Annotated in this window: 15 protein-coding genes and 1 pseudogene; 8 read left to right on the top strand and 8 right to left on the bottom strand. The window is 71.7% G+C overall.

Annotated elements, in window-relative coordinates:
* The 5 genes and pseudogenes from KUTG_RS00535 to KUTG_RS00520 form a co-directional block, all read right to left on the bottom strand.
* Window positions 1–1,739, bottom strand: a pseudogene (locus tag KUTG_RS00535) (AfsR/SARP family transcriptional regulator); the annotation flags it as partial.
* 51 nt (window positions 1,740–1,790) lie between these two features.
* Window positions 1,791–2,000, bottom strand: a complete 210-nt coding sequence (locus KUTG_RS60420) for a hypothetical protein (protein ID WP_052393632.1) — start codon at window positions 1,998–2,000, stop codon at window positions 1,791–1,793.
* Window positions 1,997–2,683, bottom strand: coding sequence for an AfsR/SARP family transcriptional regulator (locus KUTG_RS52630; protein WP_052393628.1), 687 nt, complete (start codon window positions 2,681–2,683; stop codon window positions 1,997–1,999). Before KUTG_RS52630 ends, KUTG_RS60420 begins: the two co-directional genes overlap by 4 nt.
* Before the next feature lie 11 nt (window positions 2,684–2,694).
* Window positions 2,695–5,538: a GH92 family glycosyl hydrolase gene (locus tag KUTG_RS00525; RefSeq protein ID WP_063753458.1), complete on the bottom strand. Its 2,844-nt coding sequence runs from the start codon at window positions 5,536–5,538 to the stop codon at window positions 2,695–2,697.
* A 115-nt stretch (window positions 5,539–5,653) separates the two neighbouring features.
* The gene (locus tag KUTG_RS00520) at window positions 5,654–6,130 is read right to left on the bottom strand and encodes a GNAT family N-acetyltransferase (RefSeq protein WP_043714123.1); all 477 of its coding nucleotides are present in this window, start codon (window positions 6,128–6,130) and stop codon (window positions 5,654–5,656) included.
* Between the two features lie 44 nt (window positions 6,131–6,174).
* Here KUTG_RS00520 and KUTG_RS00515 point away from each other — a divergent pair, with 44 nt between their 5' ends.
* Window positions 6,175–6,717: a TetR/AcrR family transcriptional regulator gene (locus KUTG_RS00515; RefSeq protein WP_043714122.1), complete on the top strand. Its 543-nt coding sequence runs from the start codon at window positions 6,175–6,177 to the stop codon at window positions 6,715–6,717.
* Window positions 6,718–6,744: 27 nt separating this feature from the next.
* Window positions 6,745–7,509: an isocitrate lyase/PEP mutase family protein gene (locus KUTG_RS00510; RefSeq protein ID WP_043714121.1), complete on the top strand. Its 765-nt coding sequence runs from the start codon at window positions 6,745–6,747 to the stop codon at window positions 7,507–7,509.
* Here KUTG_RS00510 and KUTG_RS00505 read toward each other — a convergent pair.
* Window positions 7,490–8,530: a bifunctional transcriptional activator/DNA repair enzyme AdaA gene (locus tag KUTG_RS00505; protein ID WP_052393624.1), complete on the bottom strand. Its 1,041-nt coding sequence runs from the start codon at window positions 8,528–8,530 to the stop codon at window positions 7,490–7,492. The two genes, KUTG_RS00510 and KUTG_RS00505, sit on opposite strands and share 20 nt — an antisense overlap.
* Window positions 8,531–8,673: 143 nt before the next feature.
* Between KUTG_RS00505 and KUTG_RS00500 the strand changes: the two genes are divergently transcribed.
* The 4 genes from KUTG_RS00500 to KUTG_RS00485 all read left to right on the top strand — a co-directional run bounded on the left by KUTG_RS00500 (window position 8,674) and on the right by KUTG_RS00485 (window position 11,990).
* Window positions 8,674–9,513 carry an alpha/beta fold hydrolase gene (locus tag KUTG_RS00500; protein ID WP_052393623.1) on the top strand — a complete coding sequence of 280 codons (840 nt, stop codon included), beginning with the start codon at window positions 8,674–8,676 and terminating at the stop codon, window positions 9,511–9,513.
* Window positions 9,514–9,524: 11 nt separating this feature from the next.
* Window positions 9,525–10,328: a DUF3097 domain-containing protein gene (locus KUTG_RS00495; protein ID WP_043714120.1), complete on the top strand. Its 804-nt coding sequence runs from the start codon at window positions 9,525–9,527 to the stop codon at window positions 10,326–10,328.
* Between the two features lie 67 nt (window positions 10,329–10,395).
* Window positions 10,396–10,827, top strand: a complete 432-nt coding sequence (locus tag KUTG_RS00490; protein WP_043727785.1) for an NfeD family protein — start codon at window positions 10,396–10,398, stop codon at window positions 10,825–10,827.
* Window positions 10,827–11,990 (top strand): SPFH domain-containing protein, encoded by a 1,164-nt coding sequence (locus KUTG_RS00485; RefSeq protein ID WP_084580903.1) that lies wholly within the window; start codon window positions 10,827–10,829, stop codon window positions 11,988–11,990. The genes KUTG_RS00490 and KUTG_RS00485 overlap by 1 nt, the downstream gene beginning before the upstream one ends.
* Before the next feature lie 134 nt (window positions 11,991–12,124).
* On the opposite strand, the gene KUTG_RS00480 is transcribed toward KUTG_RS00485, so the two are convergent.
* Window positions 12,125–12,901, bottom strand: coding sequence for a class I SAM-dependent methyltransferase (locus tag KUTG_RS00480; RefSeq protein ID WP_084578751.1), 777 nt, complete (start codon window positions 12,899–12,901; stop codon window positions 12,125–12,127).
* 307 nt (window positions 12,902–13,208) lie between these two features.
* Between KUTG_RS00480 and KUTG_RS52625 the strand changes: the two genes are divergently transcribed.
* On the top strand, window positions 13,209–14,471 hold the full coding sequence (locus KUTG_RS52625) for a hypothetical protein (RefSeq protein WP_052393618.1): 1,263 nt from the start codon (window positions 13,209–13,211) through the stop codon (window positions 14,469–14,471).
* 114 nt (window positions 14,472–14,585) lie between these two features.
* On the opposite strand, the gene KUTG_RS00470 is transcribed toward KUTG_RS52625, so the two are convergent.
* Window positions 14,586–15,107, bottom strand: a complete 522-nt coding sequence (locus KUTG_RS00470) for a CGNR zinc finger domain-containing protein (protein ID WP_043714118.1) — start codon at window positions 15,105–15,107, stop codon at window positions 14,586–14,588.
* A 69-nt stretch (window positions 15,108–15,176) separates the two neighbouring features.
* On the opposite strand from KUTG_RS00470, the gene KUTG_RS00465 reads away from it, so the two are divergent.
* Window positions 15,177–16,395: MATE family efflux transporter (locus tag KUTG_RS00465; RefSeq protein WP_043714117.1), on the top strand; the 1,219-nt coding region annotated here is incomplete at its 3' end.

Here is a 16,395-nt window from a genome sequence, read left to right as displayed (position 1 = left end):
CCGACGGTGTCAGCCCGGCTGCCGGCGAGGGCGAGCTCATAGAGGCGGCGGGAGTCGTCGCGACGGCCCTGGAGGCGGGCGATGTCGGCGAGGCCCCGCTGGGCGTTGGCGATGGTCTCGGGAATGCCGGTGCGACGGGCGAGGGTCTCGGCCCGGGCGTAGTCGGCCTGGGCGCCGGCGAGGTCGCCGGAGTGCAGACGGCGGTCGGCGCGGCGGCAGGTGAGGTCGGCGAGGTCCTCGATGCCCTCAAGCTCGGCGGTGAGGGAGATGGCCTCGTCGGTGAGGCGCAGGGCCTCGTCGAACTCGCCCCGCCAGTGGGCGAGCATGGCCAGGGCGTCGACGGCGTTGGACATGCCCCAGCGGTCCCCGACGGCGCGGTAGCCGACGAGGGCCTGCTCGAAGCCGGCGCGGGCCGTGGACACGTCGCCGGTGAACAGGCCGTTCCACCCGGTGGAGAAGTGCCGCAGCGACTGCAACCAGCCGGAGTCGTCGAAGAAGCTCTCGACGGGACGGTCGTCGGGCCAGTCGAGCGGCCCGGCGGTCAGGGCCCACAGCACGACGACGGCGGGCAGCCGGGGCGTGGCGGTCTGGGCGAACACGACGGTGCGCGCGGCGGCCATGTGCGGCAGCAGCCACGGGGTCTCTGCGCCGTGCACGATGGCGGCGATGAGCACGCACAGCACGTACTCCTCGGACAGACCCTCGGGCGGCGTGGTGCCGATCTTGGCCAGCAGTTCGGTGGCGATGGGGGCGACCTCGGCCCGCAGCCCACGCAGGTACCAGTACGAGGCGAGCTCGCCGGCCAGGAGCAAGGCGGTCAGGGGCGCGGTCTGCACGGCCCGACGCAGGGCGGCGAGGATGTTGGCGTGCTCGGTGTTGAGCAGCGCGATCCAGCCCAGCTGCTCGGAGCCGCGCAGGTGGGGCTCGGCGGTCTGCACGAGCTCGACGAAGTATGCGAGGTGCGCGTCGCGGACGGTGTCCTCCTCGCCGAAGTCGACGAGGTGCCCGGCGCAGAAGGCGCGGATGGTGTCGAGCATGCGGTAGCGGCCGTCGGCGACCTCGATGAGCGACTTGTCGACGAGGTCGGCCAGCAGGTCGATGGTGTCGGGCAGCGCGCACACGCGTTCGGCCGCGGCCAAGCTGGTGCCGCCGGTGAACACGGTCAGGCGACGCGCGACGGCCTGCTCGTCGGGGCTGAGCAGGTCCCAGCTCCAGTCGACGACGGCGTGCAGGGTCTGGTGCCGCTGCGCCTTGGTGCGGTCGCCCCGTGACAGCAGCTGGAAGCGGTCGTCCAGGCGCGCGGCGATGTCGGCCAGGGACAGCGTGCGCAGTCGCGCGGCGGCGAGCTCGATGGCCAGCGGCAGCCCGTCCAGGCCCGCGCAGATCCGGTCGACGACAGCGGCGTCCATGACGAAGTCACGGCGTACGGCCATCGCACGGTCGGCGAACAGCTTGCGTGCGGCGTCGGGCGTGAGCCGGCTGACGGGGTGGATGGTCTCGCCGGTGATGCCCAGCGCCTCCCGGCTGGTGGCCAGCACGCGCAGCCGTGGGCAGGCGGCGAGCAGCTCGTGCACGAGTAGCGCGATGTCGGCGATGACGTGCTCGCAGTTGTCCACGAGCAGCAGCACGGGCCGGTCGGCCAGGGCCGTGGTGAGGCGGTCGACGATGTCGCCGGTGGCGGCGGCGGAGAACATGCCCGCGTCGCGCAGCCCCAGGGCGGCGACGACGGCGTGGGCCACCAGGTCGTCCTTCGGCCAGCGCGTCCAGGTCGACGAAGCAGATCTTCGCCGTCAGGGTGCGGTGGCCTCCACAGCCAGCCGGTTCTTGCCCGCGCCGCCCGGTCCCAGCAGCGTCACGAGCCGGGACGTGCCCAGCAGCGCGGCGACGTAGTCCCGCTCCTCGGCCCGCCCGACGAAGCTGGTCAGCTGGGCCGGCAGCGCGCGCCGCCGGGTCTTGGGGCCGGCCTCCGAGCGCAGCACGGCCATGTGCGTCTCGGTCACTCCGGTGACGGGTCGGGCCGAGGTCGTCGGCCAGCAGCGTGCGGGCTTTCCTCGAACACCTTCCAGCGGCCTCGGCCTGTCGGCCGGCGGCGTAGAGCGCCCGCATGAGCAGTGACCGGGGGCCGCTCGCGCAGCGGGTTGCGGGCGATGAGCTGCCGCAGCTCGGCGACCAGAGCTGGGTTGTCGCCGGCGGCCAGCTCCGCCTCGAACAGGTCCTCGGTCGCGGTCAGCCGCAGTTCTTCCAGCCGGGTGGCCTCGGCGTCGGCCAGCGGCGCGTCGCTGAGCGCGGGCCCCCGCCACAGTTGCAGCGCCTCCCGCAGCAGCTTGGCCGTACGGGCGTGGTCGCCGCCGGCCAGCGCGTGCCGGCCGTCGGCGGCCAGGCGGGCGAACACGTGGGCGTCGATGTCGACCCAGTTCACGGCCAGGCGGTAGCCGCTCGGGTGGAGCTCGATCTCGCCGGGCAGGACCCGGCGCAGCCGGGACACCTGCGCCTGCAGCGCGTTGGTGGCGTTGGCCGGCGGGTCCTCCCCGTACAGGCCGTCGATGAGCCGCTCGGCCGGGACGATCTGACCCGCGTCCAACAGCAACAACGTCAGCAACGTCCGCACCCGTGGTCCGCCGACGTTGACCTGCTCACCGTCGGCGGACCACATCAGGGTCGAGCCGAGAACACCGAACCGCATTGATCCATTATTCAGGTGGCCGATATGGCGAACAGATGCATGGCCCCCTGATCGGTCGACGCCGGCAGTGTGACGCTGCGCACCTGCTTGCCCACGGTGAGTGCCACGGGTGTGGTGGCGAACAGGTAGGTCCGCAGCGTGGAGCCGTCGGTGGCGTTCCAGTGGGCCAGGGTCGCCGCGACGGTGTCACCCGGCTGGGGTGTGGCCACGGCCCAGTCCGTCATGGTGATCGACACCGACGTGGTGCTGCCGTCGGTGTAGGTGACGGTCGCCGTGCCGGTGGCCGGCCCGTTGCTGGCCGAGCCGAGGAAGGAGATCCGGCTGGCCGAGCGGCCGCCCATGTCGATCACCTGGCCGTTGACCAGCCAGTTGTCGGGCTTGCCGGCAGCCGCGGACGGCCAGGTGAAGTTCATGCCGTTCGCGGTGACGGTGCTGCCGGGGTTGATACCGGCCGCCGACAGGGCCTGGGTCGAGTAGCTGTGCCCGGACGAGTCGAGGTTGGCCGTGGTGGGCGCCCCGTCGTTGGAGGCGCCGATGTTGTTGAAGCCGTTCTGGCCGTCGGAGAACGACGGCGGGGCGTCGCCGGCCCCGGTGCCCCACGAGGTCGGGGAGCCGGTGAGGGTGAAGTCGACGGTGCCGCCGTTGGCCACGAACGACTCCGGCAGCCACGTCTTCGACTGCCCGACCCCGTTGACGGCGAGCGCCGACACGTACTGGTTGGCCGCCGACGACGTGGGGGCGTTGACGGTGATCACGCGGCCGTTGTCCCGGCTGATCACGGCCTGGGTGAAGATCGGGCTGGCCAGGGCCAGCTCGGCCCGCCCGGTGATCGACGGGTACAGGCCCAGCGCGCCCCAGACGTAGCTGGCCGACAGCTCGCCGAGGTCGTCGTTGCCCTGCAACCCGGTGGGGGCGTTGGAGAACAGGCTCGACAGGACCCGCCGGACCAGCGCCTGCGTCCTGCTCGGGGCGCCGACCCAGTTGTACAGGTAGGGCGTGCCGATGGTGGGCTCGTTGGTCAGCCACGCGTACGCCCCGTTGGCCACGCCGGCGTTGAGCTGGCCGAAGAACGTGTCGAGCCGGCTGGACACGGCGGCGTTGCCGCCCATCTTGGCCACCAGCGCGGCGACGTTCTGCGGCACCATCCAGCTGTACTGGGTGCCGGTGCCCTCGACGAACTGGTCGTTGTTGTCGGAGTTGAGGTTGTAGTCGGTGGCGAACTGCCCGTTCTGGTAGCGGGGCGTGATCGACTTCGTGGCCGGGCTGAACAGGTTCTGCCAGTTCTGGGCCCGTTGCATGAAGGCGGTGTAGTTGCCGGTGTCGCCGAGCCGCCCGGCCAGCTGAGCGATGCCGAAGTCGTCGATGGCGTACTCCAGCGTCGTGGCCCCGGGACCCCAGACGTTGCCGGTGCCGCGCGGGATGTAGCCGGCGCCGGCGTACTCGTACAGGCCGCCGCGGATGGTCCTGGTCGCCGGCAGGGACTGGGTGCCGACCATGCTGGACAGCGCGCCGGCGGCGTCGAATCCGGTGCCGCCGAAGGAGTAGATGCTGGAGACCACCGACTCCAGCGAGTCGCCGTTCATGATGTTGGTGGCCACGTTGGCGTACGGCCAGTTGTACCAACTGCCGGCCTGGCCGGCGTCGTTGACCAGCGACTGGGCCATGTCCGAGCCGACGCTGGGGAACAGCAGGGTGATCAGCTGCACCTCGGAGCGGTAGACGTCCCAGCCGGAGAAGTTGGCGTACTGGTGGTGACCGGCGGCCACGGTGTGGATCTGGCCGTCCATGCCGGGGTACTCGCCGTTGCTGTCGTCGAAGACGTTGGGGTGCAGCAGCGAGTGGTAGAGCGCCGTGTAGAACACGCTCTGCTGGGTCGCGGATCCGCCGGTGGTGCGGACCGCCCCCAGCTTGGACGCCCACACGGCGGACGCGTTGGCCGCCACGGTGTCGAAGCTCGCCGAGGGGTTCTCCGCGGCCACGTTGCCGGCGGCGTTGGACGTGCGCACATAGGACAGTCCAACCCGGACGGTGACTGTGGAACCGGCCGGGAAGGTCAGGTAGGTGCCGGTGTTCGTGCCCGAGGCGGAGGTCCCGCGCGAGGTGACGGTGCCGCCGTTCCAGGTGCCGAAGTTGCTGACGGTCTGGTCGAAGCGGGCCGAGAAGTAGACGGTGTAGCTGCCGCCGCCGCACGTACCCGTGCTGCGGGCCGAGCCGGTGACGGTGTTGCCGCTGACCGACACCGAGGAGGCGCTGGTGCCGTTGGCCGACCCGCCGGCGTTGATCAGCACCGTGGCGGGCTTGCCGGCTGGGAAGGTGAACCGGGCCATGCCGGTGCGGGCGGTGGCGGTGAGGTCGACCTGCGCCCCGTTGGCCAGGGCCACGCCGTAGCGCCCAGGGCTGGCGGTCTCGGTGCTGTGGCTGAAGCCCGAGCGGTAGGCGGCGGCGTTGGTCGCGGGGGAGGAGGGCAGGGAGCCATTGCTGTTCAGCGTGCCTGTGTACGGCATGAACGGCAGGTCGTGGAAGCCGAACGAGCCCTCGCAGCCGGTGCCGTCGAGGTGGGTGAGGCTGAAGCCGCGGATCTGGTTGGCCGGGTACTCGTAGCCGCCCCAGTTGTCCGCGCCCGAGGCCGTGTTGTAGGTGTCGGGGCTGAACTGCACCATGCCGAACGGCGTGGTCGCGCCCGGGAAGGTGTTGCCGTAGCCCTTGCCGAACGGCGGATAGCTGGCGCTCGGGTTGTTCTGGGTGCCGATGAACGGGTTCACCGACCCGACCGGGTCGGCCGCGGCCACGGAGGGCACGCCGACCAGCACCGACAGGGCCATCAGGACCGAAACGACGAGAGCAGGGGGTCTCATCCGTTACCGCCTTCGCTGACATCGATGTCACACGTGTCGGCGGGACGGTACGGGCACTTGATTGGTCTAGACAAGATCTTGGCGGGAGTTCTGTCCGCTCTCCCGGACGGTTCTCTCACCCGGCCAGATCCAGCCGGTACGTCTGCCCGACGACCTCGGCCCCGAACCGCCGCTGCGGCTGCTCGTCGACCAACGTGAAACCCCGCCGCAGGTAGACCTCCCGAGCGGCCTCCTGCCAGTTGGTGGTCCACAGCCGCAGCCGCTTGAATCCCTGCTCGCGGGCGTGATCCACGCACGTGTCCACCAGCCGGCCGCCGATGCCATGGCCACGACCGTCGGGGTGCACCAACAGGATCCGCAGCACCGCCTCGCCGTCGGAGCCCGCCATGCACGACACGCAGCCGACGCGCTGGCCGTCCAACTCGGCGATCCACACCGCGTCCCGGGCCGGGTCGAGCTCGCCGAGGATGCCGGCGACCAGGCGTTCGAAGCTGGTGTCCCAGCCGACCTCGCGGGCGTAGAGCTCGCCGTGGGCCTGCACGATCCAGCCCAGGTCGCCCGGCCGGTCCGCGAATCTGATCACCACACCCATGTCTCCGCCTCCACTGAAACGACTGTTTCAGTACGATAGCGGTCATGTCCGACCGACGCGACGACCTCCTGCGCCAGGCCTACGCCTACGCCCTGGAGCACGGGCTGGCCGACCTGTCCCTGCGGCCGCTGGCCGCCGCCATCGGATCCAGCCCACGGGTGCTGCTGTTCCTGTTCGGCAGCAAGGACGGCCTGGTCCGCGAACTGCTGGCCCGCGCACGGGCCGACCAGCTGGTTCTGCTCGACCAGGCCCGTGGCGGCGGACTGGCGGAGGTCATGGAGGCGGTCTGGTCCTGGCTCGCCGCCCCCGAGCACCGGGCGCTGCTCACGCTCTGGCTGGAGGGCTACAGCCGGTCCCTGGTCGCACCGGACGGACCGTGGACGGACTTCGCGCGTACGACCGTGGAGGACTGGCTCAAGGTCCTCGCCGATGCCCAGCCGGCCAGCGACACCAAAGCCGCGGAAACCGAACGGACGCTGGCACTGGCCGTGCTGCGGGGAGCGCTGCTGGATCTGCTGGCCACGGGCGACGTCGAGCGGACGACGGCGGCGGTGCGGTCGATCATGACCGGATATGGCCAGACCTGACCGGCCCGCTCGTCAAAGCTGGTGGGCATGACTGAGAACGCGCTGCGAGCGCTGCCGACGCCGCTGGTGCTTCCCAACGCTTGGGACCCCGCTTCCGCTGCGGCGATCCAGGCCGCCGGGGCGAAGGCCATTGCCACCACCAGCGGTGGAGTGTCGTGGTCACGAGGCGTGCCCGACGCCGGAGGCCTCGGACGGACCGTCGCCCTGGAGGCGCTGCGCCGGATCGTGCGGGCGGTGACCGTGCCCGTGACGGCGGACATCGAGGACGGCTACGGCGACACGCCTGAAGAGGTCGCGTGGACCATCGCCGAGGCGGCGTCGACCGGGGCGCTGGGCGTGAATATCGAGGACAGCGCCGCCGGAAGCCTGGTCGACGTCGAACGGCAGGTTGACCGCCTGGCCGCCGCCCGCGCGGCCGGTGACCTGGTGATCAACGCCCGCACCGACACCTTCCTGATGGGCTCCGGCAGCATCGACGAGACCCTCGCCCGGGCCGAGCGCTACGCCGCCGCCGGCGCCGATTCCCTCTTCGTGCCGGGCGTCGTCGATCCGGCCGTGATCAAGGTGCTGGTCGACGGACCGTTGCCGCTCAACGTGATGGCCCACCCGGGCGCGCCCTCGATCGCCGAGCTGGCCGCGCTGGGCGTGGCCCGGATCAGCGTCGGCACCGGCATTGCCCAAGCCGCCTACGGCGTTGCGGCCGCCGCCGCACGGGAGCTGTTGACCGCCGGTACCTACGACACCTTGGCCGACGCGATGTCCTACGGCGAGCTCAACGACCTGCTGCGCTGAGGCGGCGCACAGCCGACGCCGGCAACTCATCGGTGCGGAGCCGGCCGTCGAGCACCGCCCGCGCCACCTCGCCGACGGGGCCTGGTTCGCCGACCAGCGCCTCGGCGGCGGGAAAGGCATGGGTGAGCCCGAAACCGAGGCCGGCGACCGGTGCCCCATGCCGGCGCACAAGCTCCGCGACATCGTCGGCAACGGCGGCGACGGCCACTTCCAACGGCGTCCACGCGCCCGGCGACCCACGGTCGACACCCACGAGCCGGGCGGCGCGTTCGACGACGTGGATCACGCCCTCCCAGTACGGCAGGTGCGCGCGCAACAGGAGGTGGTCGTCCCCGCCGGGGCCGATCTCCAACATCCCCGGATCACCGTCGAGAACGATCGTCCGCCGGTACACCCCGTCCACAACGGACTCCACGCCCGGCACCGAAGAACCCCGCAGCACGTCGAGCATCGCGGGCCAGTCGTAGGACGGCTCGAACGGCATCCGCAGCACCAGCCCGCCGTCCGCGACGAGGCGGTCGGCCTTGCGGCGGCGGGCCCGCAGGTCGCTGGGCGCGGCCCGGAACACCTCGCGCATGGCCCGGTTGAACTGGCGCAGGCTGCCGAACCCCGACGCGAAGGCCACCTGGGCGATGCCGAGGTCGGTGTCGTCGAGCAGCCGACGGGCGAAATGCGCCCGCCGGGAGCGGGCGAAGCCGTCCGGGGTGACGCCCAGGTGGTCGGCGAACAGCCGCCGGAGGTGTCGGGCCGAGATGCCGAGCTGTGCCCCGACGGCGTCCTCGGTCGCCTCGTCCAGCGCCCCGTCGATGATCAGCTGCACGGCCCGGCACACCAGTTCCGGCGCGTCCTCGGGCACCGCCCCAGCCACCCGGTACGGCCGGCAGCGCAGGCACGCCCGGTAGCCCGCGGCCTCGGCGGTGGCGGCCAGTTCGAACGTGCGGACGTTCTCCGCGAGGGGTTTGGCGCCGCAGCCGGGCCGGCAGTAGATGCCGGTCGTGCGCACGGCCGAGTAGGTCGTCACGGCTCCATGTTCGCCGCGGGACCGAAAGGGAAGCCAGCGGTTTCCGGACAGCATCGAACCCGAAGCTGATCGCCGGACGACCAGGACGACTTTGCCGCCGGGCCCGATGATCGGTTGGTTGCCGGGACCGACACACTCGACGGGTGACCGAGAGCCTCCTCCTCACCCAACCCGTGTCCGCGCCCGGCGTGCTGCTGCTGGGCGGCGCCGAGGGCGGCCTGCACGAGCGTGACGCGCGGGCGCTGCACGCGGAGGGCTACAACGTGTTGGCCCTGGCCTACTTCGGGGCGGGGACGCTGCCGCCGGGGCTGGTGGACATCCCACTGGAGTACTTCTTCGCGGCGGTGGACAAGATCGCCTCCTTCGCCACGGGCAAGATCGGCGTCGTCGGGGGTTCGCGCGGCGGCGAGGCGGCGCTGCTGGTCGGGGCACACGACGACCGGGTGGGCGCGGTGGTCAGCGTGGCCGGCGGCGGCCTGGTGACGCAGGGCATCGACTACACTCGGGGCTCGCTGCTGGACATCCTGGACACGCCGGCCGCGTCGTGGACGCTGCGCCGCAAGCCGCTGCCGTATCTGCCGTACGAGGTGCGCGACGAGCTGCGGGACCAGGTGGAGCAGCGGGAGCCGGTGCGGCTGCGGCTGGCCTTCCCGGACGTGCCCGAGGACGCGTCGGCCTGGCGGATCCCGGTGGAGCGGATCGGCGGCCCGGTGCTGATGCTGTGCGGCAGCGACGACCAGAACTGGCCGAGCGTCGAGTACAGCAGCGCCGTCGGCGCCGACAACGTGGAGCTGCGCATATATGAGGGGGCTGGCCACCCGCTCAACGGGCAGCCGGGGCAGCCGTACACCGACACGCTCTCGCCGGGGCCGGGCGTGCGGTTCGAGATGGGCGGCACGCCGGAGGTCAACACCAAGGCCCGCGCCGCGGCGTGGGCCGCCACGCTGGAGTTCCTCCACGAGAACATCGGCATCACCCGATAGGGTCCGGCGCTGTGCGTTCCCACGACTACGGCCGCGATGTGCTGGCCGGACCGAAGAAGCGCCGGGAGATCCCCGAGGTCGCGGCCGAGCCGGGCACCGTCGTGGAGGACCCGGCCTCCGGGTTCTGCGGCGCGGTCGTCCGGTTCGAGGCGGGCAACGTGGTGCTGGAGGACCGGCACGGCCGGCACCGGCTGTTCCCGCTGACACCCGCCGGCTTCCTCGTCGACGGCCGGCCGGTGACGCTGGTCCGGCCGCAGCAGGCCCCCGAGAAGAAGTTGTCGGCTTCCGGCTCGGTGAAGGTCGACGGGCTGCGGGCCCGCACGGCCCGGGACAGCCGGATCTGGGTGGAGGGCCTGCACGACGCGACCCTGGTGGAGCGCGTGTGGGGGCACGACCTGCGGGTCGAGGGCGTCGTGGTGGAGCCGCTGGACGGCGTGGACGTGCTGCCCGAGCGCATCGAGGAGTTCGGCACGGGCCGCGACCGGCGGCTGGGTGTGCTGGTGGACCACCTGGTCGGGGGCTCCAAGGAGTCCCGGCTGGTCTCGTCCATCCGTGACGAGAACGTGCTGGTCACCGGGCATCCCTACGTCGACATCTGGCAGGCGGTGAAGCCCTCCTCGGTCGGCATCCGGGCGTGGCCGGTGATCCCGCGCGGGGTGCCGTGGAAGGAGGGCATCTGCGAGGCGCTTGGCTGGGGTGAGCCGGTCGAGGGCTGGCGGCGGGTGCTGGCCGGTGTGAAGGGCTTCAGGGACCTGGAGACGCCGCTGCTGGGGGCGGTCGAGCGGTTGATCGACTTCGTCACGGAACCGGTGTAGGTCACGCCCGTGTCACGTGCGGAGTGGTCGCCCGATGGTGGCGGCCCGGTTCTGCCACGATGGGGGCATGGCCGCTCTGCTGTGGCTCCTGTTCGGTGTCGCGCTGGTGATCGCCGAGGTGGTGTCCGGGGACTTCGTCCTCGTGATGCTGGGCGCGGCGGGGCTGGCGGCCGCGCTGGCCGACGTGATCGGCGGCAGCCTGTTGGTGGACGGGATCGTGTTCGGCGTGACGGCGGTGGTCGGCGTCTTCGCGGTGCGGCCCATCCTGCGCAGCCGGCTGATGTCGGGCCACGAGCACCTGACCACCAACATTCAGGCGCTCAAGGGCGTGCAGGCCGAGGTGCTCGCCACGGTGGACGAGCACGGCGGCCGGGTGCGCATCAAGGGCGAGGTGTGGTCGGCTCGGGCGTTCGAGCCGACGCAGCGTTTGGAGCCGGGCCAACAGGTGATCGTCATGGACATCTCGGGAGCGACGGCAATCGTGTGGGCGGAGAACTGATGGAGGCAGCGACAGTGACCACGATCATCGTCGTGATCGTCATCATCCTGGTGGTGTTGACGATCGCGGTGAAGTCCGTGCTGATCATCCCGCAGGCGCAGGCGGCGGTGATCGAGCGGCTGGGCCGGTACCGGGCCACCGCCACGCCGGGCCCGAAGCTGCTGATGCCGTTCCTCGACCGGGTGCGGGCGCGGATCGACCTGCGTGAACAGGTGGTGTCCTTCCCGCCGCAGCCGGTGATCACCGAGGACAACCTGACGGTCTCCATCGACACCGTCGTGTACTTCCAGGTGACCGACCCGCGGGCCGCGGTCTACGAGATCTCCAACTACATCGTCGGTGTGGAGCAGCTGACCACCACGACGCTGCGCAACGTGGTCGGCGGCATGAGCCTTGAGCAGACGCTGACCTCGCGCGACTCGATCAACAACCAGCTGCGCGGGGTGCTGGACGAGGCGACCGGCCGCTGGGGCATCCGGGTCGCGCGGGTCGAGCTCAAGGCCATCGACCCGCCGCCGTCGATCCAGGACTCGATGGAGAAGCAGATGCGCGCCGACCGGGAGAAGCGCGCGATGATCCTGACCGCCGAGGGCCAGCGGGAGTCGGCGATCAAGACGGCCGAGGGCCAGAAGCAGGGCCAGATCCTGGCGGCCGAGGGCGCCAAGACGGCGGCGATCCTGGCCGCGGAGGCCGACCGGCAGTCCCGGATCCTGCGGGCCGAGGGCGAGCGGGCGGCCCGCTACCTGCAGGCCCAGGGCCAGGCCAAGGCCATCGAGAAGGTGTTCGCGGCGATCAAGGCGGGCCGGCCGACGCCGGAGGTGCTGGCCTACCAGTACCTGCAGACGCTGCCGCAGATGGCGCAGGGCGACGCCAACAAGGTGTGGCTGGTGCCCACCGACTACGGCAAGGCCCTGGAGGGCTTCGCCCGGCTGCTGGGCAAGCCCGGCGACGACGGCGTGTTCCGCTACGAGCCGCCGGCCCCGGACCCCACGCCGCCGGCCGAGGAGATGGACGACTCGGTGGCGGACTGGTTCGCCGCGCCGGCCGAGACGGAGGCCACGCACGCGGTGCGGGCCGCGGAGCGGGCGGCCGCGCAGATCACCTCGGAGGAGCCGCCGGCCCACGGCGGTTACACCGAGTTGTCGGACGGCCCGCGCGCCTGAGTGCGCGACGAAGCCCCCGGACCCGATCGGGTTCGGGGGCTTCGTCATTTCCGGGATTAGCGGCGGGGGCTCGCCCGTCCGGCCGTGCGCACAGGATTTCCGAGATTTCCGACACACCGACCGTGGGTGTCCGACTACTCGTCGAGACGCTCAAGGACGAGGAGGTCCGCCGTTTGGATTACCGGCTCGGGCGGCTCGCCTTCGGCGCGCGCCGCGGCCTCGCGCATGGCGGCCATGCCCTCGGCGATCTCCTCTTCCGACATATGTTGCAAGGTGGAAAAGGAACGGTGTCGAAATCGCTCGAAATAGGCGGGCAGGCTGGCCGCGACCTGCTGGTCGACCTGGTCGAGCCCGACGTAGCCGAGGCCGGCCTCGGCGAACTGGGCGATGACCTCGTCCAGGCGCGGGAAGACCAGGTCGTCGACCTCGCGGGCGCGGGTGAAGTAGCGGTACCAGACGTGGTCGTGCATCTGGCCGGAGAAGCCGCTGTGCACGCACAGCCGGGCACCCGGGCGCAGCACCCGGGCCAGCTCCTTCACGCCGAGCATGGGGTGCTCGATGTGGTGCAGGACAAGGAACATTACGGACAAATCACAGCTGTGGTCGGGCAGCGGGATCGCCTCGGCCCGACCGTCCAGATAGGTCACGGCCCGATGTCGGTGCGCTACTGAGGCCACCTCGCGCATCCGGGCCGAGGGCTCGACGCCGTAGACCGGGCCGCCGAAGGTGTCGGCGATGGCGTCGCTGAACCGGCCGGTGCCGGAGCCCAGGTCGAGCACGGTCAGCGGGCGCCGCGTCGGCGCGTTGCGCTCCAGGGCGGCCATCCACGTGGCGACGGTCTCCGGCGGCAGCACGCGTCCTCGTTCGTAGACTGCGTGCAGCCCCTCGTCGTAATCCACGCGAATATGCATGGAACAACCCTAGAGATTCCGATATGCTGCCGCACTGCTCCGGTCGAGTGATGGGGTCGAATTGGTTGCATGCGCTTCACCATCGTGACCGGACGGCAACAATTGACGGTTCTTCCGGTCGTGAAATACGCGTCACGATCGGCGCACCTGTGCTATCGATCCGTGGTCGCCAATTCGGTGGGCGGTGACGCGGGTGGCGGGCACCGTCGGTCACGCCCCGCGCTGTTTCGCGTCCGGGCGGTGATCGGACTGCTCCGAACGGTTCGACTGCGTTCACCTGCCGTGTGAAGTGGGGTTTGATTGTGCGGTGATCAGCGGCCAACCCGGTGGTCCGGGGGCGGAGGAGGTCGGGGACGCGGTGCGCACCCGCGTCGCCGTGGAGGCCGCGCTCACGGGCGGTGACGATCCGCGCCGCGCGCTGGCCGAGGTGGTGTCCGCGCTGGAGGGCCTGGTCCGCGCGGCCAAGACGATCGACGCCGTGGAGCTCGCCGAGTACGTCGTGGAGGCCCTGGCCGCCGCGCTGGTGCGGTTGCCGGAGCGCGTCGCGGTGATCCGGGAGCTGGCCGAGCGGGCGTTGTCCGCGCACGCCACGGCCTGCCGGCTGCACCAGGGTGATCCGCACCGGCTGGCCCGGTGGCTGTTGGCGTTGCAGGTGGAGCATCCCGAGGGGCCGCAGGTCCAGCTGACCGACTACGCCGGCGCGCTGGGGTCGACGGGGCTGACGGCGTACCGAGAGGCGGCGGAGGCGCTGTGTTCGGCGCTGCCGGTGCTGGAGTTCGGGCAGCGCCCGACCTTCGACCGGCACCGGTGGGCGGTGCTGCGAGTGACCGAGGACCTCGCCGAGCACCTGGGCGACGTCGAGCTTCAGGTGATGGCGCTGGCCAAGGACCTGTCCTCGGGCTGGCACTACCTGCGCATCGCGACGTTGTTGCAGGAGGCCGGGCGCTCCGAGCAGGTGCTGGAGTGGGTGGGCCAGGGGCTGTCGGCCAGCGGTTGGCGCGGCGTGGCCTCGCGACTGGTCGACGTGGCGGTGGACGAGTGCGTGCGCATGGGCTGGTTCGACCGGGCGGTGTCGATGCGGATGCGCATCTTCAGCAACCAGCCGGCCATGGACACCTACCTGCGGCTGCGCACCGTCGCCGAGCACGCCGGCAGCTGGCCCGAGCAACGCGACACCGTGGTGCGACGGCTGGCCGAGAGCGCCTCGGACGTGGTCACGAACTCCGTGCTGGTGCGCGTGCTCATTCACGACGACCAGCCGGAGGCCGCGTGGCAGACCGCGGTGGCGCACGGTTGCACCGACGAGGTGTGGGCGGAGCTGGCCCGCGTGCGGTCGGCCGACCATCCCGGTGACGCGATCGCGGTGTACCGGGGTCTGGTGGAGCAGGCGCTCGACGACGACACCCACGCCCACAACGAGGCGCTGGTGGTGGAGTTGCTGGCCCAGCTGCGCACCCTGTTCACCCGCACCGGCCGGCAGGACGCGTTCAACTTCTACCTGGACGGCGTGAAGGGCCGGCACGTGGCCGACCGCGAGCTGCTGGACGAGCTGACCAAACGCGGCCTCTAGCCGCCCCCGGTTATGCAGGGAAGGACGCCTTACCCTCGTTGAACGCAGGGAAGGACGCCTTGCCTCCGTGCGGCCATGCAGGTAAGGCGTCCTTCCCTGCATGGGGGCGGTCGGTCAGTCGCGGCGGCGCGAGCGGAAGGCCGCCACGTGCACGCGGTTGGCGCAGCGCGGGGAGCAGAACCGCTTGGCGCGGTTGGTCGAGGTGTCCAGGAAGTACTTGCCGCAGTCCTCGGCGGCGCAGCGGCCCCAGCGTTCCAGTCCGTAGTGGACGATGCCCTGCGCCACGCCCCACGCCGCCGCGGCGGCGACCTCGGTGGCGGGCGACTGGCCAGGGTCGGCCACGTGCACGTGCCAGTTCTCCTTCTCGCCGTGACCCGAGGACAACTGCGGCCGTAGCGGGTGCGCGGCCAGCAGGGCGTTGGTCTCGCGCTGCACGGCCACGCGGTCGGCGGCGACGCCCGCGGCCAGCACGCGGCGCAGGCCGTCGGCCACCGGCCGCAGCGCCGCGAGGTCCTCGTCGCGGACGCGGTCGGCCCACCACGGCTCGTCGTACAGGGCCTCGCGCAGGCCGTCCACCTCGCTCAGGTCGGCGTTGGCCAGCCGGAGCGCGACGTCCAGGTAAGCAGCGTTGTCCACGAACGGACCTTACCGTAGGCTCCGGCCGTCAGGGGCTCAAAGGCCTAGTGCTCATTACCGGAGGATGCCGTGCAGCTGTTGAGACTGGCCGTGCCGGCGCTGGGCGTGCTCGCCGCCGAACCCCTCTATCTGCTGGTGGACACCGCCGTCGTCGGGCATCTCGGCGTGGTGCCGCTGGCCGGGCTGTCGGTGGGGTCGATCGTGTTGTCGCAGGTCGCGCAGCAGATGACCTTCCTGACCTTCGGCACCACGGCCCGCGCCGCCCGCCTGCACGGGGCCGGCCGGCGGGCCGACGCCGTGGCCGAGGGCGTGCAGGCCACGTGGTTCGCCGTGCTGGCCGGGCTGGTGCTGCTCGCGGTCGGTCAGCTGGTGGCGGGGCCGGTCGCCGGGGTGCTGGCCGGTTCGCCGGAGTCGGCGGCGGCCGCGGTGGGCTGGCTGCGGGTCGCGCTGCTGGGGGCGCCGCTGGTGCTGGTGACGATGGCCGGCAATGGGTGGATGCGCGGCGTGCAGGACATGCGGCGGCCGCTGCGGTACGTGCTGGCCGGCAACGGCGTGTCCGCCGTGCTGTGCCCGGTGCTGGTGCACGGCGTGGGTTGGGGGCTCAACGGTTCGGCCATCGCCAACGTCGTCGCGCAGTTGATCTCCGCCGGCCTGTTCGTGCGGGCGCTGCGGGCCGAGGGCGTGTCGCTGCGGCCACGCGTCGCTGCCCTACGCGAGCAGCTGGCGTTCGGCCGTGACGTCGCGCTGCTGGGGTTGGCGTTCCAGGCCTGCTGGATCTCGGCCACCGCCGTCGCCGCCCACACCTCGGCCGCGACGGTCGGGGCGCACCAGATCGTGTTCCAGCTGTGGATGTTCCTGGCGTTCGTGCTCGACGCGCTGGCCATCGCCGCGCAGACCCTCGTCGGCTCGGCCCTCGGGGCCGGCGACAGGGAGTGGGCCACGCGCGTGGCCTGGCAGGTCACCCGCTACGGCCTGGTCTTCGGACTGGCGCTGGCCGCGCTGTTCGCCGCCCTGGCCACGGTCCTGCCGCCGCTGTTCACCAGCGATCCGGCGGTGCTGGCCCAGACCCCGCGGGCGTGGTGGTTCTTCGTGCTGCTCCAGCCGGTCGGCGGCGTCGTGTTCGTGCTGGACGGCGTGCTGCTGGGCGCCGGGGACGCCCGCTTCCTGCGCACGGCCAACTTCTGCGCCGCACTGTTCGGCTTCCTGCCCGTGGTGTGGGCGTCGCTGGCCCTGAGCTGGGGCCTGGTCGGCATCTGGTCGGCGCTGACCGTGTTCGTGCTGTTCCGGC

Source organism: Kutzneria sp. 744, assembly GCF_000568255.1.
Taxonomy (GTDB): Bacteria; Actinomycetota; Actinomycetes; order Mycobacteriales; family Pseudonocardiaceae; genus Kutzneria.
The sequence above is the reverse complement of the archived record's forward strand: the minus strand, read 5'-3'. Positions and strand labels throughout refer to the sequence as shown.

What these genes read in the sequence shown, in the direction of transcription:
- KUTG_RS00510 (WP_043714121.1), top strand. Translation starts at nt 6,745, where the DNA reads ATGACTGAGAACGCGCTGCGAGCGCTGCCGACGCCGCTGGTGCTTCCC.
- KUTG_RS00490 (WP_043727785.1), top strand. Translation starts at nt 10,396, where the DNA reads ATGGCCGCTCTGCTGTGGCTCCTGTTCGGTGTCGCGCTGGTGATCGCC.
- KUTG_RS00520 (WP_043714123.1), bottom strand. Translation starts at nt 6,130, where the DNA reads ATGGGTGTGGTGATCAGATTCGCGGACCGGCCGGGCGACCTGGGCTGG.
- KUTG_RS00480 (WP_084578751.1), bottom strand. Translation starts at nt 12,901, where the DNA reads ATGCATATTCGCGTGGATTACGACGAGGGGCTGCACGCAGTCTACGAA.
- KUTG_RS00525 (WP_063753458.1), bottom strand. Translation starts at nt 5,538, where the DNA reads ATGAGACCCCCTGCTCTCGTCGTTTCGGTCCTGATGGCCCTGTCGGTG.
- KUTG_RS00515 (WP_043714122.1), top strand. Translation starts at nt 6,175, where the DNA reads ATGTCCGACCGACGCGACGACCTCCTGCGCCAGGCCTACGCCTACGCC.
- KUTG_RS52630 (WP_052393628.1), bottom strand. Translation starts at nt 2,683, where the DNA reads ATGCGGTTCGGTGTTCTCGGCTCGACCCTGATGTGGTCCGCCGACGGT.
- KUTG_RS00485 (WP_084580903.1), top strand. Translation starts at nt 10,827, where the DNA reads ATGGAGGCAGCGACAGTGACCACGATCATCGTCGTGATCGTCATCATC.